Below are 13,374 nucleotides of genomic sequence, written 5' to 3' on the forward strand. Positions count from 1 at the left end.
ACAATATCGTTTTGCACCAGTTACTTGAAAACTACTATGTCCAACGAGCAACCAGCAGTCGTCACCGAAGCGGCTTACCTCACCCTGCATTATCGTCTTGCCACTGTTGACGGTACTGACATTGTCACGACCTTCAGCGGCAATCCCGCGACCTTGATGCTGGGACAGGGCCAGCTGGCGCCGTTCCTCGAGCAGCGCTTGCTGGGCTTGCCTGAAGGCACGCACCAGACGTTCGAGCTGGCGGCCGGCGAAGGCTTCGGCGAGCGCAATCCCGAGCTGGTGCAGTCCGTCTCGCGCGCCACGCTGGACGAGAACTCCGTGCCGGGCGCCGACTACAAGATCGGCGACCTGGTCGATTTCGCCGCGCCGGGTGGCGGCCGCTTTGCCGGCGTGCTGCGCGAAATGCGCGAGGACTCGGCCCTGTTCGACTTCAACCATCCGCTGGCTGGCCAGCCGCTGCGTTTTGAAGTCAAGCTCATCTCGGTCCTGTAAGGAGTAGCGATGGATAAGGAACTGTTACTGGCCCAGCCCCGCGGCTTTTGCGCTGGCGTCGACCGGGCGATCGAAATCGTCGAGCGCGCCTTGCAGCAATTTGGCGCACCGATCTATGTGCGCCATGAAATCGTCCACAACGCCTATGTGGTGGCCGACTTGCGCAACAAGGGCGCCATCTTCATCGACGACCTCGATGACGTGCCTGCAGGCAATACGCTCGTGTTTTCCGCGCATGGCGTGTCGAAAGCCGTGCGCGCCGAGGCGGAATCGCGCGGCCTGAGCATTTTTGACGCGACTTGCCCGTTGGTCACCAAGGTGCACATGGAAGTGAGCAAGATGCGCCGCGAAGGCCGCGAGATCATCATGATCGGCCACGATGGCCATCCCGAGGTGGAAGGCACGATGGGCCAGGCCGATATGGGCATGCATCTGGTGGAAACGCTCGAGGATGTGGCGAAATTGCAAGTTGCCAATCCGGAAAGCCTGGCCTATGTTTCGCAAACAACGTTGTCAGTTGACGACACTAGCGACATTATTGCGGCCTTGAAAGCGAAATATCCGAATATCGCCGAGCCTAAAAAAGGCGACATCTGCTACGCCACCACCAACCGCCAGGAAGCCGTGAAATTCATGGCCCCGCAAGTGGAAGTGGTGATCGTCGTGGGCAGCCCGAACAGCTCGAATTCGAACCGCTTGCGCGAAGTGGCCGAGAAGATGGGCACGCCTGCCTACATGGTCGACAATGCTTCGCAAATCGATCCCGCCTGGCTGGAAGGCAAGCTGCGCGTGGGTGTGACGGCCGGCGCCTCGGCGCCCGAGGTGCTGGTGCAAGCCGTGATCGACCGCTTGAAGGAGTGCGGCGTGAAGAGCGTGCGCCCGCTCGACGGCGTGCAGGAAGCCGTTACCTTCCCGATGCCGAAAGGCCTCGATGGACTCAAGCGCGACGTCGCCTGAGTTTGCTGGGCGATTGAGTATCGGTGAAATAGTTACCTCAAAACCGAATTTAATTCGGAAATGATCGATTTATTCCAAGCTTAGTTTTTGCAAAAGATCGTTATGATTGCCTCAAGCTTGAATATGTTGTCGTTATGACTAAGCAAGGTCACGCCCTTTTTGAGTGCGTGCACCATGCTGGTGAGAACGGTCCAGGGATGGCACTGCAGGAATTCTTCCTCCGGTGCCGTTTTTGTATCAGCGACCCATGTTCTGGCGGAAGTTGTTCCCGAAAAATGCATATTTGATAGGGCAATCATGGATACATTCATCCAGCAGATCATCAACGGCTTGGTGTTGGGCAGCATGTATGCCTTAGTCGCCCTCGGTTACACAATGGTGTATGGCGTCTTGAATCTGATCAACTTCGCCCACGGCGACGTGCTCATGATCGGCGCCATGGTGGGCTTGAGCATTCTCAAGCTGCTGGGCATTTATGTACCGGACTGGCCCGGCTATCTGAAACTGGCCACCGCCATCCTCGGCGCCATTCCCATCTGTATTCTGGTCAACATCATCATCGAGCGGGTCGCCTACCGCCGCCTGCGCAATGCCCCCCGCCTCGCCCCCCTGATTACCGCCATCGGCGTCTCCATCCTGCTGCAAACCTTCGCCATGATGATCTGGACGCGCAATCCCTTGCCTTTCCCGCAATTGCTGTCGACGGACCCCATCAACATAGGGGGCGCCGTGATTTCGCAAACGCAAGTACTGCTGCTGGCCCTGGCCGCGCTGTCGATGGGCGGATTGGTGTTGCTGGTGGAAAAAACGAAAATGGGCCGCGCCATGCGCGCCACGGCGGAAAATCCCCGCGTGGCGGGCCTCATGGGCGTCGATTCCGACAAGGTCATCGTCGCCACCTTTGCCATCGGCGCCGCGCTGGCCGCCGTGGCGGGCGTGATGTGGGGCGCCAATTACGCATCCATCCAGTTCTCCATGGGCGCCATCCCCGGCTTGAAAGCCTTCTGTGCGGCCGTGCTGGGCGGCATCGGCAATATCTACGGCGCCATGCTGGGCGGTGTCTTGCTGGGCATTATCGAGAGCCTGGGTGCCGGCTATATCGGCGACATCACGGGCGGCTTCCTGGGCAGCCACTACCAGGATATCTTTGCCTTCGTCGTGCTGATCATCGTGCTGACCCTGCGCCCGTCCGGCATCATGGGCGAACGTGTGGCCGACCGTGCCTGATGTGAAACTGGGAGAATAATCATGGCACTACTCGATTTCGACGCAAAAAAGAATCCGGCCAAGGCCTACGCCGGCATGCTGGGCCTGGCCGCGCTGCTGATGGTGTTCCCGTTTTTTGCCGCGCAGTTCGGCAACTCGTGGGTGCGTATCATCGACATGGCCTTGCTGTACATCATGCTGGCCCTGGGCTTGAACATCGTCGTCGGCTTCGCCGGCCTGCTCGACCTCGGTTACATCGCCTTCTATGCCGTGGGCGCCTACCTGACGGCCTTGCTGGCGTCGCCCCAGTTCGCCATCCTGCTCGAATCGGTGGTGAACCAGTATCCGGTGCTGGGTGCATCCCTGGTGCAGCTGATGGGCCCGGAAATCCGCGAAAACGGCATCCACCTGTCGATCTGGATCATCGTGCCGCTGGCCGCTGCCGTGGCAGGCCTGTTCGGCGCCCTGCTGGGCGCGCCAACCTTGAAACTGCGCGGCGACTACCTGGCCATCGTGACCCTGGGTTTTGGCGAGATCATCCGCATTTTCATGAACAATTTGAACGATCCGATCAATTTCACGAATGGACCGCAAGGCATCAATTTGATCGACCCGATCCGCATCTTCGGCGTCAACCTGGCGGGTGAGGCTGGCACCAACAGCACCGTGACGGTGGCCGGTTTTTCCATGCCGTCCGTCAACGCTTATTACTTCCTGTTCCTCTTCCTGTGCATCGCCGTCGTGTTCGTCACCAAGCGCTTGCAGCATTCGCGCCTGGGCCGCGCCTGGGTAGCCATCCGCGAAGACGAGATCGCCGCCAAGGCCATGGGCATCAACACGCGCAACGTGAAATTGCTGGCCTTTTCCATGGGCGCCTCGTTCGGCGGCGTGGCTGGCGCCATGTTTGCGTCTTTCCAGGGCTTTGTTTCGCCGGAATCGTTCTCGCTGACGGAATCGATCGCCGTGCTGGCCATGGTGGTGCTGGGCGGCATCGGCCATATCCCCGGCGTGATCCTCGGCGGCGTGATCCTCGCCTCGATACCGGAAGTGCTGCGCCATGTCGTCGAGCCGGCCCAGCAGGCGCTGTTCGGCCACGTGGTGATCGAGGCGGAAGTGCTGCGCCAGCTGCTGTACGGCCTGGCCATGGTGTTGATCATGCTCAATCGTCCTGCGGGACTGTGGCCATCGCCGAAGCACGAAGACCGGCCCGACCACGATGTGGACCAGCCGAACAAATCCACCGGCGTCGTGTCCGCTTAAGGGAGGGAATCACATGAGCGAACAGATCATTCTCAATATCGCCGGCGTAAACAAGCGTTTCGGCGGCTTGCAGGCGCTCACCGACGTGGGCATCACCATCCGCCAGGGCCAGATCTACGGCTTGATCGGCCCGAACGGCGCCGGCAAGACGACGTTTTTCAATGTCATCACGGGCCTGTACCAGCCCGACACGGGCACCTTCGAGCTGGCCGGCAAGCCGTATTCGCCGTCCGCGCCGCACCAGGTGGCCAAGGCGGGCATCGCGCGCACCTTCCAGAACATCCGTCTGTTCGGCGACATGACGGCGCTGGAAAACGTCATGGTGGGACGCCATGTGCGCTCGCACCAGGGCGTGTTCGGCGCCATCTTCCGCCACAAGGCGGCGCGCGAGGAAGAGGCGTCCATCCGCAAGCGGGCCATGGAGTTGCTCGATTTCGTCGGCATCGCCCAGTTCGCCAACCGCACGGCGCGCTTTTTGTCGTATGGCGACCAGCGGCGCCTGGAAATCGCCCGCGCGCTGGCCACGGACCCGACCCTGCTGGCGCTCGACGAGCCGGCGGCCGGCATGAACGCGACGGAAAAGCTGGCCCTGCGCGAGTTGCTGGTGAAAATCAAGGCGGAAGGCAAGACCGTGCTCCTGATCGAGCATGACGTGAAACTGATGATGGGACTGTGCGACCGCATCACGGTGCTCGAATATGGCAAGCGCATCGCGGAAGGCTTGCCGGCCGAAATACAACAAAACCAGGCCGTCATCGAGGCTTACCTGGGGGGATCGCACGCATGAGCAATATATTGAAGGTGGCGGGCCTGCACGTGGCCTACGGCGGCATCAAGGCGGTGAAAGGCATCGACCTGGAAGTCAACGAGGGCGAGCTGATCGCCCTGATCGGCGCGAACGGCGCCGGCAAGACGACGACCCTGAAAGCCATCACGGGCACTTTGCCTGCCTGCAAGATCGAGGGCACGATCAGCTACCTGGGCGAATCGCTGAAGGGCACGAAATCGTTTCACCTGGTGGAAAGGAAACTGGCCATGGTGCCGGAGGGGCGGGGCGTGTTTACCCGCATGTCGATCCGCGAAAACCTCATGATGGGCGCCTACACGCGCACGGACAAGGCGGGCGTCGAGGACGACATCGCCCGCTGGTTCGATGTTTTTCCCCGCCTGAAGGAAAGGGCGGCGCAGATGGCCGGCACCCTGTCCGGCGGCGAGCAGCAGATGCTGGCCATGGCGCGCGCCCTGATGAGCCATCCGAAGCTGCTGCTGCTCGACGAGCCGTCGATGGGCCTGTCGCCCATCATGGTCGAGAAAATCTTCGAGGTGATCCGCAAGGTGTCGTCCGAAGGCATCACGATCTTGCTGGTCGAACAGAATGCCCGGCTGGCCCTGCAGGCGGCGCACCGCGGCTATGTGATGGATTCCGGCCTGGTCACCATGGGCGGTAACGCGGCCGCCATGCTCGACGACCCGCGCGTGAAGGCGGCGTATCTGGGCGAGTAAGCGCGTTCGGGAAGTGTTCAGGCATAAAAAATGCCCCAGCTGGGCTGGGGCATAATGGCATCCGTCGGGGAAGTGCGGGATGGATGCCTGGAGGAGCTGGTAACAGCAGACCGCCGTGGCGGCCGCTTGATAATTACTTGGCGGCAGTGCGCGGCACGATTTTTTCAGCCGCTTGCGTGAACTGGTTCACGGCCGACGTCAGGTTCGCTTCGATGGCTTCGACGGCTTGCTTGCTGGTTTTCGAGAATTGCTCGTAGCCTGCATTGGCGTTGCCGATGGCGCTTTTCAGGATGGCGACGGCGTTTTCCGAACCGGCTGGCGCGTTCTTGGTGACTTCTTCCACCAGGGACAGGACTTTACGGTTGGTTTCAGCGATTTGCGATTCAGCAGCTTTGCTGAATTCGGCTTGCGTGCCCGACGTGATGGCAGCCAGGTGACGGCCGTAAGCGATGGCTTTTTCGGCGCCAGGCTGGGCTTGGGCAGAGGCCAGCGAGAAGAATTCTTGTGGATCTTTTGCCGACAGCAATTGCTTGGCGGCGGCGGTCGATTCTTCCAGCGTTGCCTTGGCAGCGGTCAGATTCAGTTCGACGATCTTTTCGATGCCTTCGAAGGCCTTGCCCGTCAGCGACGAGAACAGGGCGAATTGGGCTTCCAGGTTGGCTTTGGTAGCGGACGAAAATTGCTCAGGAATTGAAAACATATAAATCTCCAAAAAATCGAAATCTGGTTAATTTGATGCTGCGTGTACCGTTTGGGAAAGCAGGTGAATCTAAATTTTTCAAGCTGAACAAGAATTGTGCAACGCAACAAACCCTATTCTACGGCGAAAAAAACGTAAGTCAAGCGATTCTTGTGCGATGCAACAATTGAATAGATTTGCATCAAAAGTCATTGTTTCTAAAGAGAAATATTTGATTTCTACCTGTTAATGGTTTGTGCTTAAACTATCGTTTCCAGTGCCTGCGGGGACGATCGCGGCGCAGCATGCTAGACTTTGCCTCCCGCACTGGGCAACGCTCCGGTGCCGATCCCGTTTCCCGAGTCGATACCATGTCCAATCTTCCCGCCGCGGCTGGCGCCAGCGGCAAAGCCTCCTTCCTGACTAACCTGGCGCCGATGGCCTTGCCCGGCTTCTTCGTGTTGTTATGGAGCACAGGTTTTATTGTGGCCAAGTTCGGCTTGCCGTATGCGCCGCCGCTGACTTTTTTGCTGTTGCGCTTCCTGGGCGTGCTGGTCATTCTGCTGCCGCTGGTGCTGCTGTTGCGCGCGCCGTGGCCTGTTGGCCAATTCCGCCAGATCGCCGTGGCCGGCATCCTGATGCAGGCCGGCTACTTGGCCGGCGTGTGGTGCGCCATCAAGCTGGGCATGCCGGCCGGCCTGTCTGCGCTGATTGTCGGCATGCAGCCCGTGTTGACGGCCTGCGCCGCGCCCCTGATCGGCGAATCCGTGCGCCCGCGCCAGTGGCTGGGCCTGTTCTTTGGCTTGCTGGGCGTGGCCCTCGTCGTGTATGCGAAGATCAACCTCGTGGGCTTGACCGTGGAAAGCGTGCTGCTGTGCGTGTTCGCGCTGCTGTCGATGACGGCCGGCACCATGTACCAAAAACGCCACTGTCCGCACTTTGACTTGCGCACCGGCACGGTGGTGCAGTTTGCCGCTTCCATCGTGGTGGTCTTGCCATTCGCCCTGTATTACGAAGGATTGGACTTGCATTTCAGTAATGTTCAATGGACGGCGAATTTCATCGGCGCCTTGCTGTGGTCGGTGCTCGTGCTGTCCATCGGCGCCATCTTCCTGCTGTTCGCCCTGATCCGCCGCAGCGATGCGACGAAAGTGACGGGCTTGCTGTACCTGACGCCGCCCACGACGGCCGTGATGGCCTGGCTGATGTTTGGCGAAGCCTTTAATATGTTGGGCATCGCCGGCATGTTGGTGGCCGTGGTCGGCGTGGTGTTCGTGGTCAAGAAATAATAAGCTATAGCGGGAGAGCAGGGCAGTGAACAAGCAAGCATTGGAAACACCAGCGGCGCAGCAAGCCGTCGATAGCGTCATCCTGTCGCGCCGTTCCATCCGCGCCTTTTTGCCCACGCCGGTGGCGCAGGACGAGATCGCGCGCATTCTGGAAGTGGCGGCGCGCGCGCCTTCGGGCGCCAACATGCAGCCGTGGAAAGTGTATGTGCTGTCGGGCGAGGCCCGCCTGCGCCTGTCGCAGCGCATCCTGGCCGCCTACGCCGCGCCGAAGGCGCCCGATGCGCCCGCGCGCACGGCCTCATATATCTATTACCCGCGCCAGTGGACGGCGCCGTTCATCGAGCGCCGCCGCAAGATCGGCCTGGACCTGTACCAGCTGCTGGGCCTGGAGCGGGGCGACACGGCCGGCATGGCGGCCCAGCATGGGCGCAATTTCCAGTTTTTCGATGCGCCCGTGGGCCTGATCTTTACCATCGAGCGGGTACTGGAACAGGGTTCCTGGCTCGACTACGGCATGTTTTTGCAAAACATCATGCTGGCGGCGCGTGCGCGGGGACTCGACACGTGCCCGCAGGCGGCCTTCATCCATTACCATGACATCATCCGCGACGAACTGGGCGTGCCGGCCGGTGAAATGGTGGTGTGCGGCATGGCCCTCGGCTATGCCGACCCGGACAAGGTCGAGAACCGCCTGAACACGGAGCGCGAGCCGCTGGCCGGCTTTGTTAAATTCATGGACAAATAGACATTACTGGCGACGGGCGGAGAAAAACAGCCGGTTAAGGATGAGTTTGTTTGCTGATCGCCAACGATTTGTATTTCATTGCTGCAATAAATACTGTCCTAACTGTTAAATAGGCTTGCGATTGCTCTGCATTTCGCTACACTGCAATAAGGCAACAGCTTCACGGGGAATTATCGAATGGCTAAGTTTAAACTTGCGCTGGGTATCCTGGCTTCCCTGCTGTTTGCACTGGCGCCGGCTGCGGCCGTGCACGCCAAGGAAGCGAACGGCAAATCCTCAGCCTCGAAGAAACACAACACCAAGAAAATCAAAGTCGTGCTGCGCAAGGGCGCGACGGCCGCGCCGCGCGAAAAGACCGTGCGCCGGGTCGTCATGGTGCGCGGCAAACGCAAGGTCATCTATCAAAAAGTCAGCAGCGTGGCCGTGCCCATGGCCGCACCGATGCCCACCATGGGCGACCTGGCCGGCCTGAACCTGACGCGCGATCCGCTCGACCTGAAGTCCAGCGTGGCGCTGGTGCTGGACCAGGCGAATGCGGAAGTGCTGTTTGAAAAGAATTCCAATGTGGCCTTGCCCATCGCCTCCATCACCAAGATGATGACGGGCCTGGTGGTGGTCGAAGCGCGCCAGGACATGGATGAGTTGCTGACGATCACGGACGAGGACGTCGACCGCGCCAAGTTCAGCAGCTCACGCCTGAAAGTGGGTTCGCAATTGACGCGCGCGAATATGCTGCACATCGCCCTGATGAGTTCGGAAAACCGCGCCGCCTCGGCGCTGGGCCGCAATTATCCGGGCGGCTTGCCGGCGTTTGTCGACGCCATGAACAGCAAGGCGCGCCAGCTGGGCATGATGGATACGCATTACGTCGATTCCAGCGGCTTGTCGAAGATGAACGTGGCCAGCGCGCGCGACCTGGGCAAGCTGGCCATGGCCGCCTTCCGCCATCCGCTGCTGCGCGAGTACTCGACGGACCCGAAAGCCATCGTCGAAGCCAGCGGCCAGCCCATGCAGTTTGGCAATACGAATCACCTGGTGGCCAATCCGGGCTGGGAAATCGGCTTGCAAAAGACGGGCTTCATCAATGAAGCGGGACGTTGTTTGATGATGCAGGCCGTCATCGAAGGACGGGCCGTGATCATGGTCTTCCTCGATTCCAAGGGGAAACAGTCGCGTACGGCCGATGCGGGACGCATGCGCAAGTGGCTGGAAGCCTTGAAACCAGCCAACATGAGCCTGCCTGGTGGTTAATGCAGAAAGTTGTCGTCACGACGCCTGACAAAACCGTCGCGAGCGGTAGTGATTTGTGGCTAAGAAGCGCAACCGTACTCTAGTACGGTGAGCATCGCAGGCCGCAAAGCGCGCCGCGCAGCAGGTTTGGTCAGGCGTTCTCAGTCTTGCGGGATATAACCTAATGTGACGGAAATCTGGTTCGCCGTTTCCACCAGATCCACCAGCCACTCATCCTGCAGGCGGTCGGCTGGGGCCGAGATCGACAGGCCGGCGATCAGCTTGCCTGTATCGTCGCGGATGCCGGCCGCCATGCAGCGCACGCCCAGTTCCAGCTCTTCATTGTCGCGCGCATAGCCGCGCTCGCGCACCAGGCTCAGCTCGCGCTCGAGCTTTTGCAGATCCGTGATGGAATTCTTGTTGTGTCCGGCCAGTCCCGTGCGCGTGGCGTAGGCGCGGATGGCTTTCGGCTCGTCCACGGAGAGGAACAGCTTGCCCGTCGAGGTCAGGTGCAGCGGACCGCGGCCGCCGATGGCGCGCACCACCTGCATGCCCGAGCGCTCGGAAAAGGCGCGGTCGATGTAGACGATCTCGTCGCCCTGGCGCACGGAAAGGTTGATGGTTTGCTGGGTTTTCTTGTGCAGCTGGCGCATGAAGTCCAGCGCCGCTTCGCGCACGCTGAGGCGGCTTTTCACCACATTGCCCAGTTCCAGCAGGCGCATGCCCAGCCGGTACGTGCCTGGTTCGATGCGGTCGACAAAGCGCGTCAGCACCATGTCGTTGAGGATGCGGTGCGCCGTCGAGGGGTGCAAACCGGAAACCTTGGATAATTCCTTCAGGCTGACCGGGTCGGAATATTTGGCCAGGGCATCGAGCAGGGCGACCATGCGTTCGATCACCTGGATCGTCGTCTTCGGGGCAGCGACCGGTTCAATTTTCATGATGGATTTGGTGCAATGCAGTATTCATGCTTCTTTATACCATGATGTGAAAAAATAGTGAAATGTTCCGAGATATTCAGCGAATAAATGGTCACAGTGCTATGTCGCCCCCATAATGTGCCCACTGCACTTGCTTTACATATGGAAAACTATGCAACCTGTAAACGAATTCAAAAGTAAAAGTGGCTTGAAACGGATTTTCTCCGCTTTTTTCTACTCGCTCGATGGCTTGAAAGCGGCCTGGCGCCATGAACACGCGTTCCGCCAGGAACTCGGTTTGTTCGTCGTCGGCACCGTGATCGCCTTGCTGCTGCGCGTCTCCGCCTTTGAAAAACTGGTGCTGATCGGCGTGCTGCTGCTGGTGCTGATCGTCGAACTGATCAATTCCGCCATCGAAGCCGTGGTCGACCGCATCTCGCTGGACCGCCATCCGCTGTCGAAGAACGCCAAGGATTTCGGCAGCGCGGCCGTGCTGCTGACCTGCATCCTGGCTTTTGCAGCGTGGGCCGTGGTGCTGTTCAACCGTTTCTATTAACCGCTTTATCCCCGTTGTGCGCCGTCCATATACGAAAAATGTATATCAAACGGCGAAACGCTTCGTTCTCTTTGCGGCCATAGCGCCGTAATCTGGTGGCTCTGAAAGTTCAACCACACGGGGATCTTAGATGCTGTCGAAAAAAATCATCACTGCCGCCGCCATCAGCGCGTTTGCCCTTCTGCAAACGGCGCAGGCTGCCGATATCACCCTGCTCAACGTGTCATACGACCCGACGCGCGAGCTGTACCAGGATGTGAATACGGCGTTTGCCAAGGAGTGGAAAGGCAAGACGGGCGACAACGTCAAGATCAAGCAATCGCACGGCGGTTCCGGCAAGCAGGCGCGCGCCGTCATCGACGGTCTGGAAGCGGACGTGGTCACCTTGGCCCTGGCCTACGACATCGACGCGCTGGCCGAGCACAAGCTGCTGGCCGCCGACTGGCAAAAGCGTTTGGCGCACAACAGCTCGCCTTACACCTCGACCATCGTGTTTCTGGTGCGCAAGGGCAACCCGAAAGGCATCAAGGATTGGAATGACTTGATCAAGCCGGGCGTGTCCGTCATCACGCCGAACCCGAAAACCTCGGGCGGTGCCCGCTGGAACCACCTGGCCGCGTGGGGTTATGCCTTGCGCCAGCCGGGCGGCAACGAAGCCAAAGCCAAGGATTTCCTCGGCAAACTGTATAAAAACGTGCCCGTGCTCGATTCTGGCGCGCGCGGCGCCACCACCACCTTCGTCGAACGGGGTATCGGCGACGTGCTGATCGCCTGGGAAAACGAGGCCTACCTGGCCGTCAAGGAACTGGGTCCGACCAAGTTCGACATCATCACGCCATCCGTCAGCATCCTGGCCGAGCCGCCCGTCGCCGTCGTCGACAAGTTTGCCGACAAGCACGGTACGCGCAAGGTGGCCGAGGCTTACCTGAACTACCTGTACACGGATGAAGCGCAAGACATTATCGCCAAGAACTACTACCGTCCGGCAACGGACAAGGCGGCGAAGAAATACGCGTCGCAGTTCGCCAAGGTCAACCTGTTCACCATCGAGCAAGTGGCCGGCGGCTGGACGGCAGCACAGAAGGCGCACTTTGCCGACGGCGGCATCTTCGACCAGATCTATCAGCCGAAGTAATCTTCACCGGCAGGCGGCAACGCTTGCCGGAATCGATCACGCAAGGACACATCATGGCGCTGCGCAGCTTTTCCGATTACCGGGTACTGATCGTGCCGGGCTTGCATAACAGCGGTCCCGAGCATTGGCAGAGCCGCTGGCAGCGCCTGTATCCGCAATTCGAGCGGGTCGAGCAGGATGACTGGAACGCTCCCGACCTGGCCACCTGGTCGGCGCGCCTGGATCAGGTGCGGCGGCAGGATGCACGTCCTACCCTGATCGTCGCCCACAGCTTCGGCTGCCTGACGACGGCGCACAGCCTGGCCCGCGACCCGCAGGGCGTGGCCGGCGTGCTGCTGGTGGGGCCGGCCGATCCCGACAAGTTTGGCGTGGCCAAGGCCTTGCCGCAAAAGCGGCTGCCTTGCCCCGGCATCCTGATCGCCAGCCAGACGGACCCGTGGATGACGGCCGAACACGCGGCGCAGTGGGCACGGCGCTGGAATTGCAAGTATATTGATGGCGGTGCGCTGGGCCATATCAACGCCGAGTCGCGCCTTGGTGACTGGGTCTATGGCCAGGCGCAACTGCAAACACTGTTTGATCTGGCGCAAAGCGACAAACGCCACCGTCAGGCAGCCTGATTCGACGCACATCCCATTGCCACACAACCTCTCAAGGAGATCACGATGACTTTACGCCTGGGCGATGTCGCCCCTGATTTTGAACAAGACAGCTCGATCGGCCCCCTCAAGTTCCACGAGTGGGCGGGCAATTCCTGGGTGGTGCTGTTTTCCCACCCGGCCGACTTCACCCCCGTGTGCACGACGGAACTGGGCTTGACGGCCAAGCTCAAGCCGGAATTCGACAAGCGCAACGTGAAGGCCATCGCCCTGTCCGTGGATGCGGCCGAGTCGCACAAGAGCTGGATCAAGGATATCGAAGAGACGCAAAACACGGTGGTGGGCTTCCCCATCATCGCCGACGTCGACAAGAAAGTATCGGTGCTGTACGACATGATTCACCCGGAACAGTCCGTCACGGCCACCGTGCGCTCCGTCTTCATCGTCGACCCGAACAAGAAAGTGCGCCTGATCCTCACGTATCCGCTGAGCACTGGCCGCAACTTCAATGAAATCCTGCGCGTCATCGACGCCCTGCAACTGACGGACGGCTACACGGTGGCCACGCCCGGCAACTGGAAAGATGGCGACGACGTCATCATTCCACTGACGGTGCAAGACCCGGACGTGATCAAGCAGAAGTATCCGAAGGGATTTACGGCAGCCAAGCCATACTTGCGCCTCACGCCGCAGCCAAACAAATAAGAGCACCGAAAAAACGTCCATGGCGTTGTTGCATTGCCTCGCCGTACATTCGTACTGTCTTCGGCAAGGCGCCTAGCCCTGAACGTTTTATTCGGCAC

General features: G+C 60.1%; 15 protein-coding genes. 13 read left to right on the plus strand and 2 right to left on the minus strand.

Annotated features, from left to right (window positions below; genetic code table 11):
* Positions 1-36: 36 nt before the first annotated feature.
* The 6 genes from OX459_RS03460 (at position 37) to OX459_RS03485 (ending at position 5,418) form a co-directional block, all read left to right on the plus strand.
* The gene (locus tag OX459_RS03460; RefSeq protein ID WP_070224501.1) at positions 37-492 is read left to right on the plus strand and encodes an FKBP-type peptidyl-prolyl cis-trans isomerase; all 456 of its coding nucleotides are present in this window, start codon (positions 37-39) and stop codon (positions 490-492) included.
* A 9-nt stretch (positions 493-501) separates the two neighbouring features.
* Positions 502-1,449 carry a 4-hydroxy-3-methylbut-2-enyl diphosphate reductase gene (gene ispH, locus OX459_RS03465; RefSeq protein WP_099666793.1) on the plus strand — a complete coding sequence of 316 codons (948 nt, stop codon included), beginning with the start codon at positions 502-504 and terminating at the stop codon, positions 1,447-1,449.
* Positions 1,450-1,746: 297 nt separating this feature from the next.
* Complete coding sequence (locus OX459_RS03470) at positions 1,747-2,676, plus strand: branched-chain amino acid ABC transporter permease (protein WP_077407985.1); 930 nt, start codon at positions 1,747-1,749, stop codon at positions 2,674-2,676.
* A 21-nt stretch (positions 2,677-2,697) separates the two neighbouring features.
* A complete protein-coding gene (locus OX459_RS03475) occupies positions 2,698-3,915 on the plus strand; it encodes an ABC transporter ATP-binding protein (protein ID WP_289903852.1) in 1,218 nt (405 codons plus the stop codon).
* 13 nt (positions 3,916-3,928) lie between these two features.
* A complete protein-coding gene (locus tag OX459_RS03480; RefSeq protein ID WP_099666795.1) occupies positions 3,929-4,702 on the plus strand; it encodes an ABC transporter ATP-binding protein in 774 nt (257 codons plus the stop codon).
* On the plus strand, positions 4,699-5,418 hold the full coding sequence (locus tag OX459_RS03485; RefSeq protein WP_070256673.1) for an ABC transporter ATP-binding protein: 720 nt from the start codon (positions 4,699-4,701) through the stop codon (positions 5,416-5,418). Before OX459_RS03480 ends, OX459_RS03485 begins: the two co-directional genes overlap by 4 nt.
* A gap of 133 nt (positions 5,419-5,551) precedes the next feature.
* On the opposite strand, the gene OX459_RS03490 is transcribed toward OX459_RS03485, so the two are convergent.
* Complete coding sequence (locus tag OX459_RS03490; protein WP_099666796.1) at positions 5,552-6,118, minus strand: phasin family protein; 567 nt, start codon at positions 6,116-6,118, stop codon at positions 5,552-5,554.
* A gap of 416 nt (positions 6,119-6,534) precedes the next feature.
* Here OX459_RS03490 and OX459_RS03495 point away from each other — a divergent pair, with 416 nt between their 5' ends.
* The 3 genes from OX459_RS03495 (at position 6,535) to pbpG (ending at position 9,382) form a co-directional block, all read left to right on the plus strand.
* Complete coding sequence (locus tag OX459_RS03495; RefSeq protein ID WP_251350747.1) at positions 6,535-7,386, plus strand: DMT family transporter; 852 nt, start codon at positions 6,535-6,537, stop codon at positions 7,384-7,386.
* A gap of 25 nt (positions 7,387-7,411) precedes the next feature.
* Complete coding sequence (locus OX459_RS03500) at positions 7,412-8,131, plus strand: nitroreductase (RefSeq protein ID WP_099666798.1); 720 nt, start codon at positions 7,412-7,414, stop codon at positions 8,129-8,131.
* A 177-nt stretch (positions 8,132-8,308) separates the two neighbouring features.
* Complete coding sequence (gene pbpG / locus OX459_RS03505) at positions 8,309-9,382, plus strand: D-alanyl-D-alanine endopeptidase (protein WP_099666799.1); 1,074 nt, start codon at positions 8,309-8,311, stop codon at positions 9,380-9,382.
* 140 nt (positions 9,383-9,522) lie between these two features.
* Here the strand turns inward: pbpG and OX459_RS03510 are convergent, their stop codons facing one another.
* The gene (locus tag OX459_RS03510) at positions 9,523-10,302 is read right to left on the minus strand and encodes an IclR family transcriptional regulator (RefSeq protein ID WP_099666800.1); all 780 of its coding nucleotides are present in this window, start codon (positions 10,300-10,302) and stop codon (positions 9,523-9,525) included.
* 151 nt (positions 10,303-10,453) lie between these two features.
* On the opposite strand from OX459_RS03510, the gene OX459_RS03515 reads away from it, so the two are divergent.
* From OX459_RS03515 to OX459_RS03530, 4 genes are all read left to right on the plus strand, one after another.
* The gene (locus OX459_RS03515) at positions 10,454-10,837 is read left to right on the plus strand and encodes a diacylglycerol kinase (RefSeq protein WP_289903853.1); all 384 of its coding nucleotides are present in this window, start codon (positions 10,454-10,456) and stop codon (positions 10,835-10,837) included.
* A 130-nt stretch (positions 10,838-10,967) separates the two neighbouring features.
* The gene (locus OX459_RS03520) at positions 10,968-11,972 is read left to right on the plus strand and encodes a sulfate ABC transporter substrate-binding protein (protein ID WP_099666802.1); all 1,005 of its coding nucleotides are present in this window, start codon (positions 10,968-10,970) and stop codon (positions 11,970-11,972) included.
* A 53-nt stretch (positions 11,973-12,025) separates the two neighbouring features.
* Positions 12,026-12,592 carry an alpha/beta hydrolase gene (locus OX459_RS03525; protein WP_034747509.1) on the plus strand — a complete coding sequence of 189 codons (567 nt, stop codon included), beginning with the start codon at positions 12,026-12,028 and terminating at the stop codon, positions 12,590-12,592.
* Between the two features lie 45 nt (positions 12,593-12,637).
* Positions 12,638-13,276: a peroxiredoxin gene (locus tag OX459_RS03530; protein ID WP_034785187.1), complete on the plus strand. Its 639-nt coding sequence runs from the start codon at positions 12,638-12,640 to the stop codon at positions 13,274-13,276.
* The last annotated feature ends 98 nt before the right edge of the window (positions 13,277-13,374 follow it).

The sequence above is a fragment of the Janthinobacterium sp. SUN026 genome, assembly GCF_030397625.1.
Classification (GTDB): Bacteria; Pseudomonadota; Gammaproteobacteria; order Burkholderiales; family Burkholderiaceae_D; genus Janthinobacterium; species Janthinobacterium kumbetense.

What these genes read in the sequence shown, in the direction of transcription:
- OX459_RS03480 (WP_099666795.1), top strand. Translation starts at nt 3,929, where the DNA reads ATGAGCGAACAGATCATTCTCAATATCGCCGGCGTAAACAAGCGTTTC.
- ispH (WP_099666793.1), top strand. Translation starts at nt 502, where the DNA reads ATGGATAAGGAACTGTTACTGGCCCAGCCCCGCGGCTTTTGCGCTGGC.
- OX459_RS03470 (WP_077407985.1), top strand. Translation starts at nt 1,747, where the DNA reads ATGGATACATTCATCCAGCAGATCATCAACGGCTTGGTGTTGGGCAGC.
- OX459_RS03515 (WP_289903853.1), top strand. Translation starts at nt 10,454, where the DNA reads ATGCAACCTGTAAACGAATTCAAAAGTAAAAGTGGCTTGAAACGGATT.
- OX459_RS03530 (WP_034785187.1), top strand. Translation starts at nt 12,638, where the DNA reads ATGACTTTACGCCTGGGCGATGTCGCCCCTGATTTTGAACAAGACAGC.
- OX459_RS03485 (WP_070256673.1), top strand. Translation starts at nt 4,699, where the DNA reads ATGAGCAATATATTGAAGGTGGCGGGCCTGCACGTGGCCTACGGCGGC.
- OX459_RS03490 (WP_099666796.1), bottom strand. Translation starts at nt 6,118, where the DNA reads ATGTTTTCAATTCCTGAGCAATTTTCGTCCGCTACCAAAGCCAACCTG.
- OX459_RS03520 (WP_099666802.1), top strand. Translation starts at nt 10,968, where the DNA reads ATGCTGTCGAAAAAAATCATCACTGCCGCCGCCATCAGCGCGTTTGCC.
- OX459_RS03525 (WP_034747509.1), top strand. Translation starts at nt 12,026, where the DNA reads ATGGCGCTGCGCAGCTTTTCCGATTACCGGGTACTGATCGTGCCGGGC.
- OX459_RS03460 (WP_070224501.1), top strand. Translation starts at nt 37, where the DNA reads ATGTCCAACGAGCAACCAGCAGTCGTCACCGAAGCGGCTTACCTCACC.
- pbpG (WP_099666799.1), top strand. Translation starts at nt 8,309, where the DNA reads ATGGCTAAGTTTAAACTTGCGCTGGGTATCCTGGCTTCCCTGCTGTTT.
- OX459_RS03475 (WP_289903852.1), top strand. Translation starts at nt 2,698, where the DNA reads ATGGCACTACTCGATTTCGACGCAAAAAAGAATCCGGCCAAGGCCTAC.
- OX459_RS03510 (WP_099666800.1), bottom strand. Translation starts at nt 10,302, where the DNA reads ATGAAAATTGAACCGGTCGCTGCCCCGAAGACGACGATCCAGGTGATC.
- OX459_RS03495 (WP_251350747.1), top strand. Translation starts at nt 6,535, where the DNA reads ATGGCCTTGCCCGGCTTCTTCGTGTTGTTATGGAGCACAGGTTTTATT.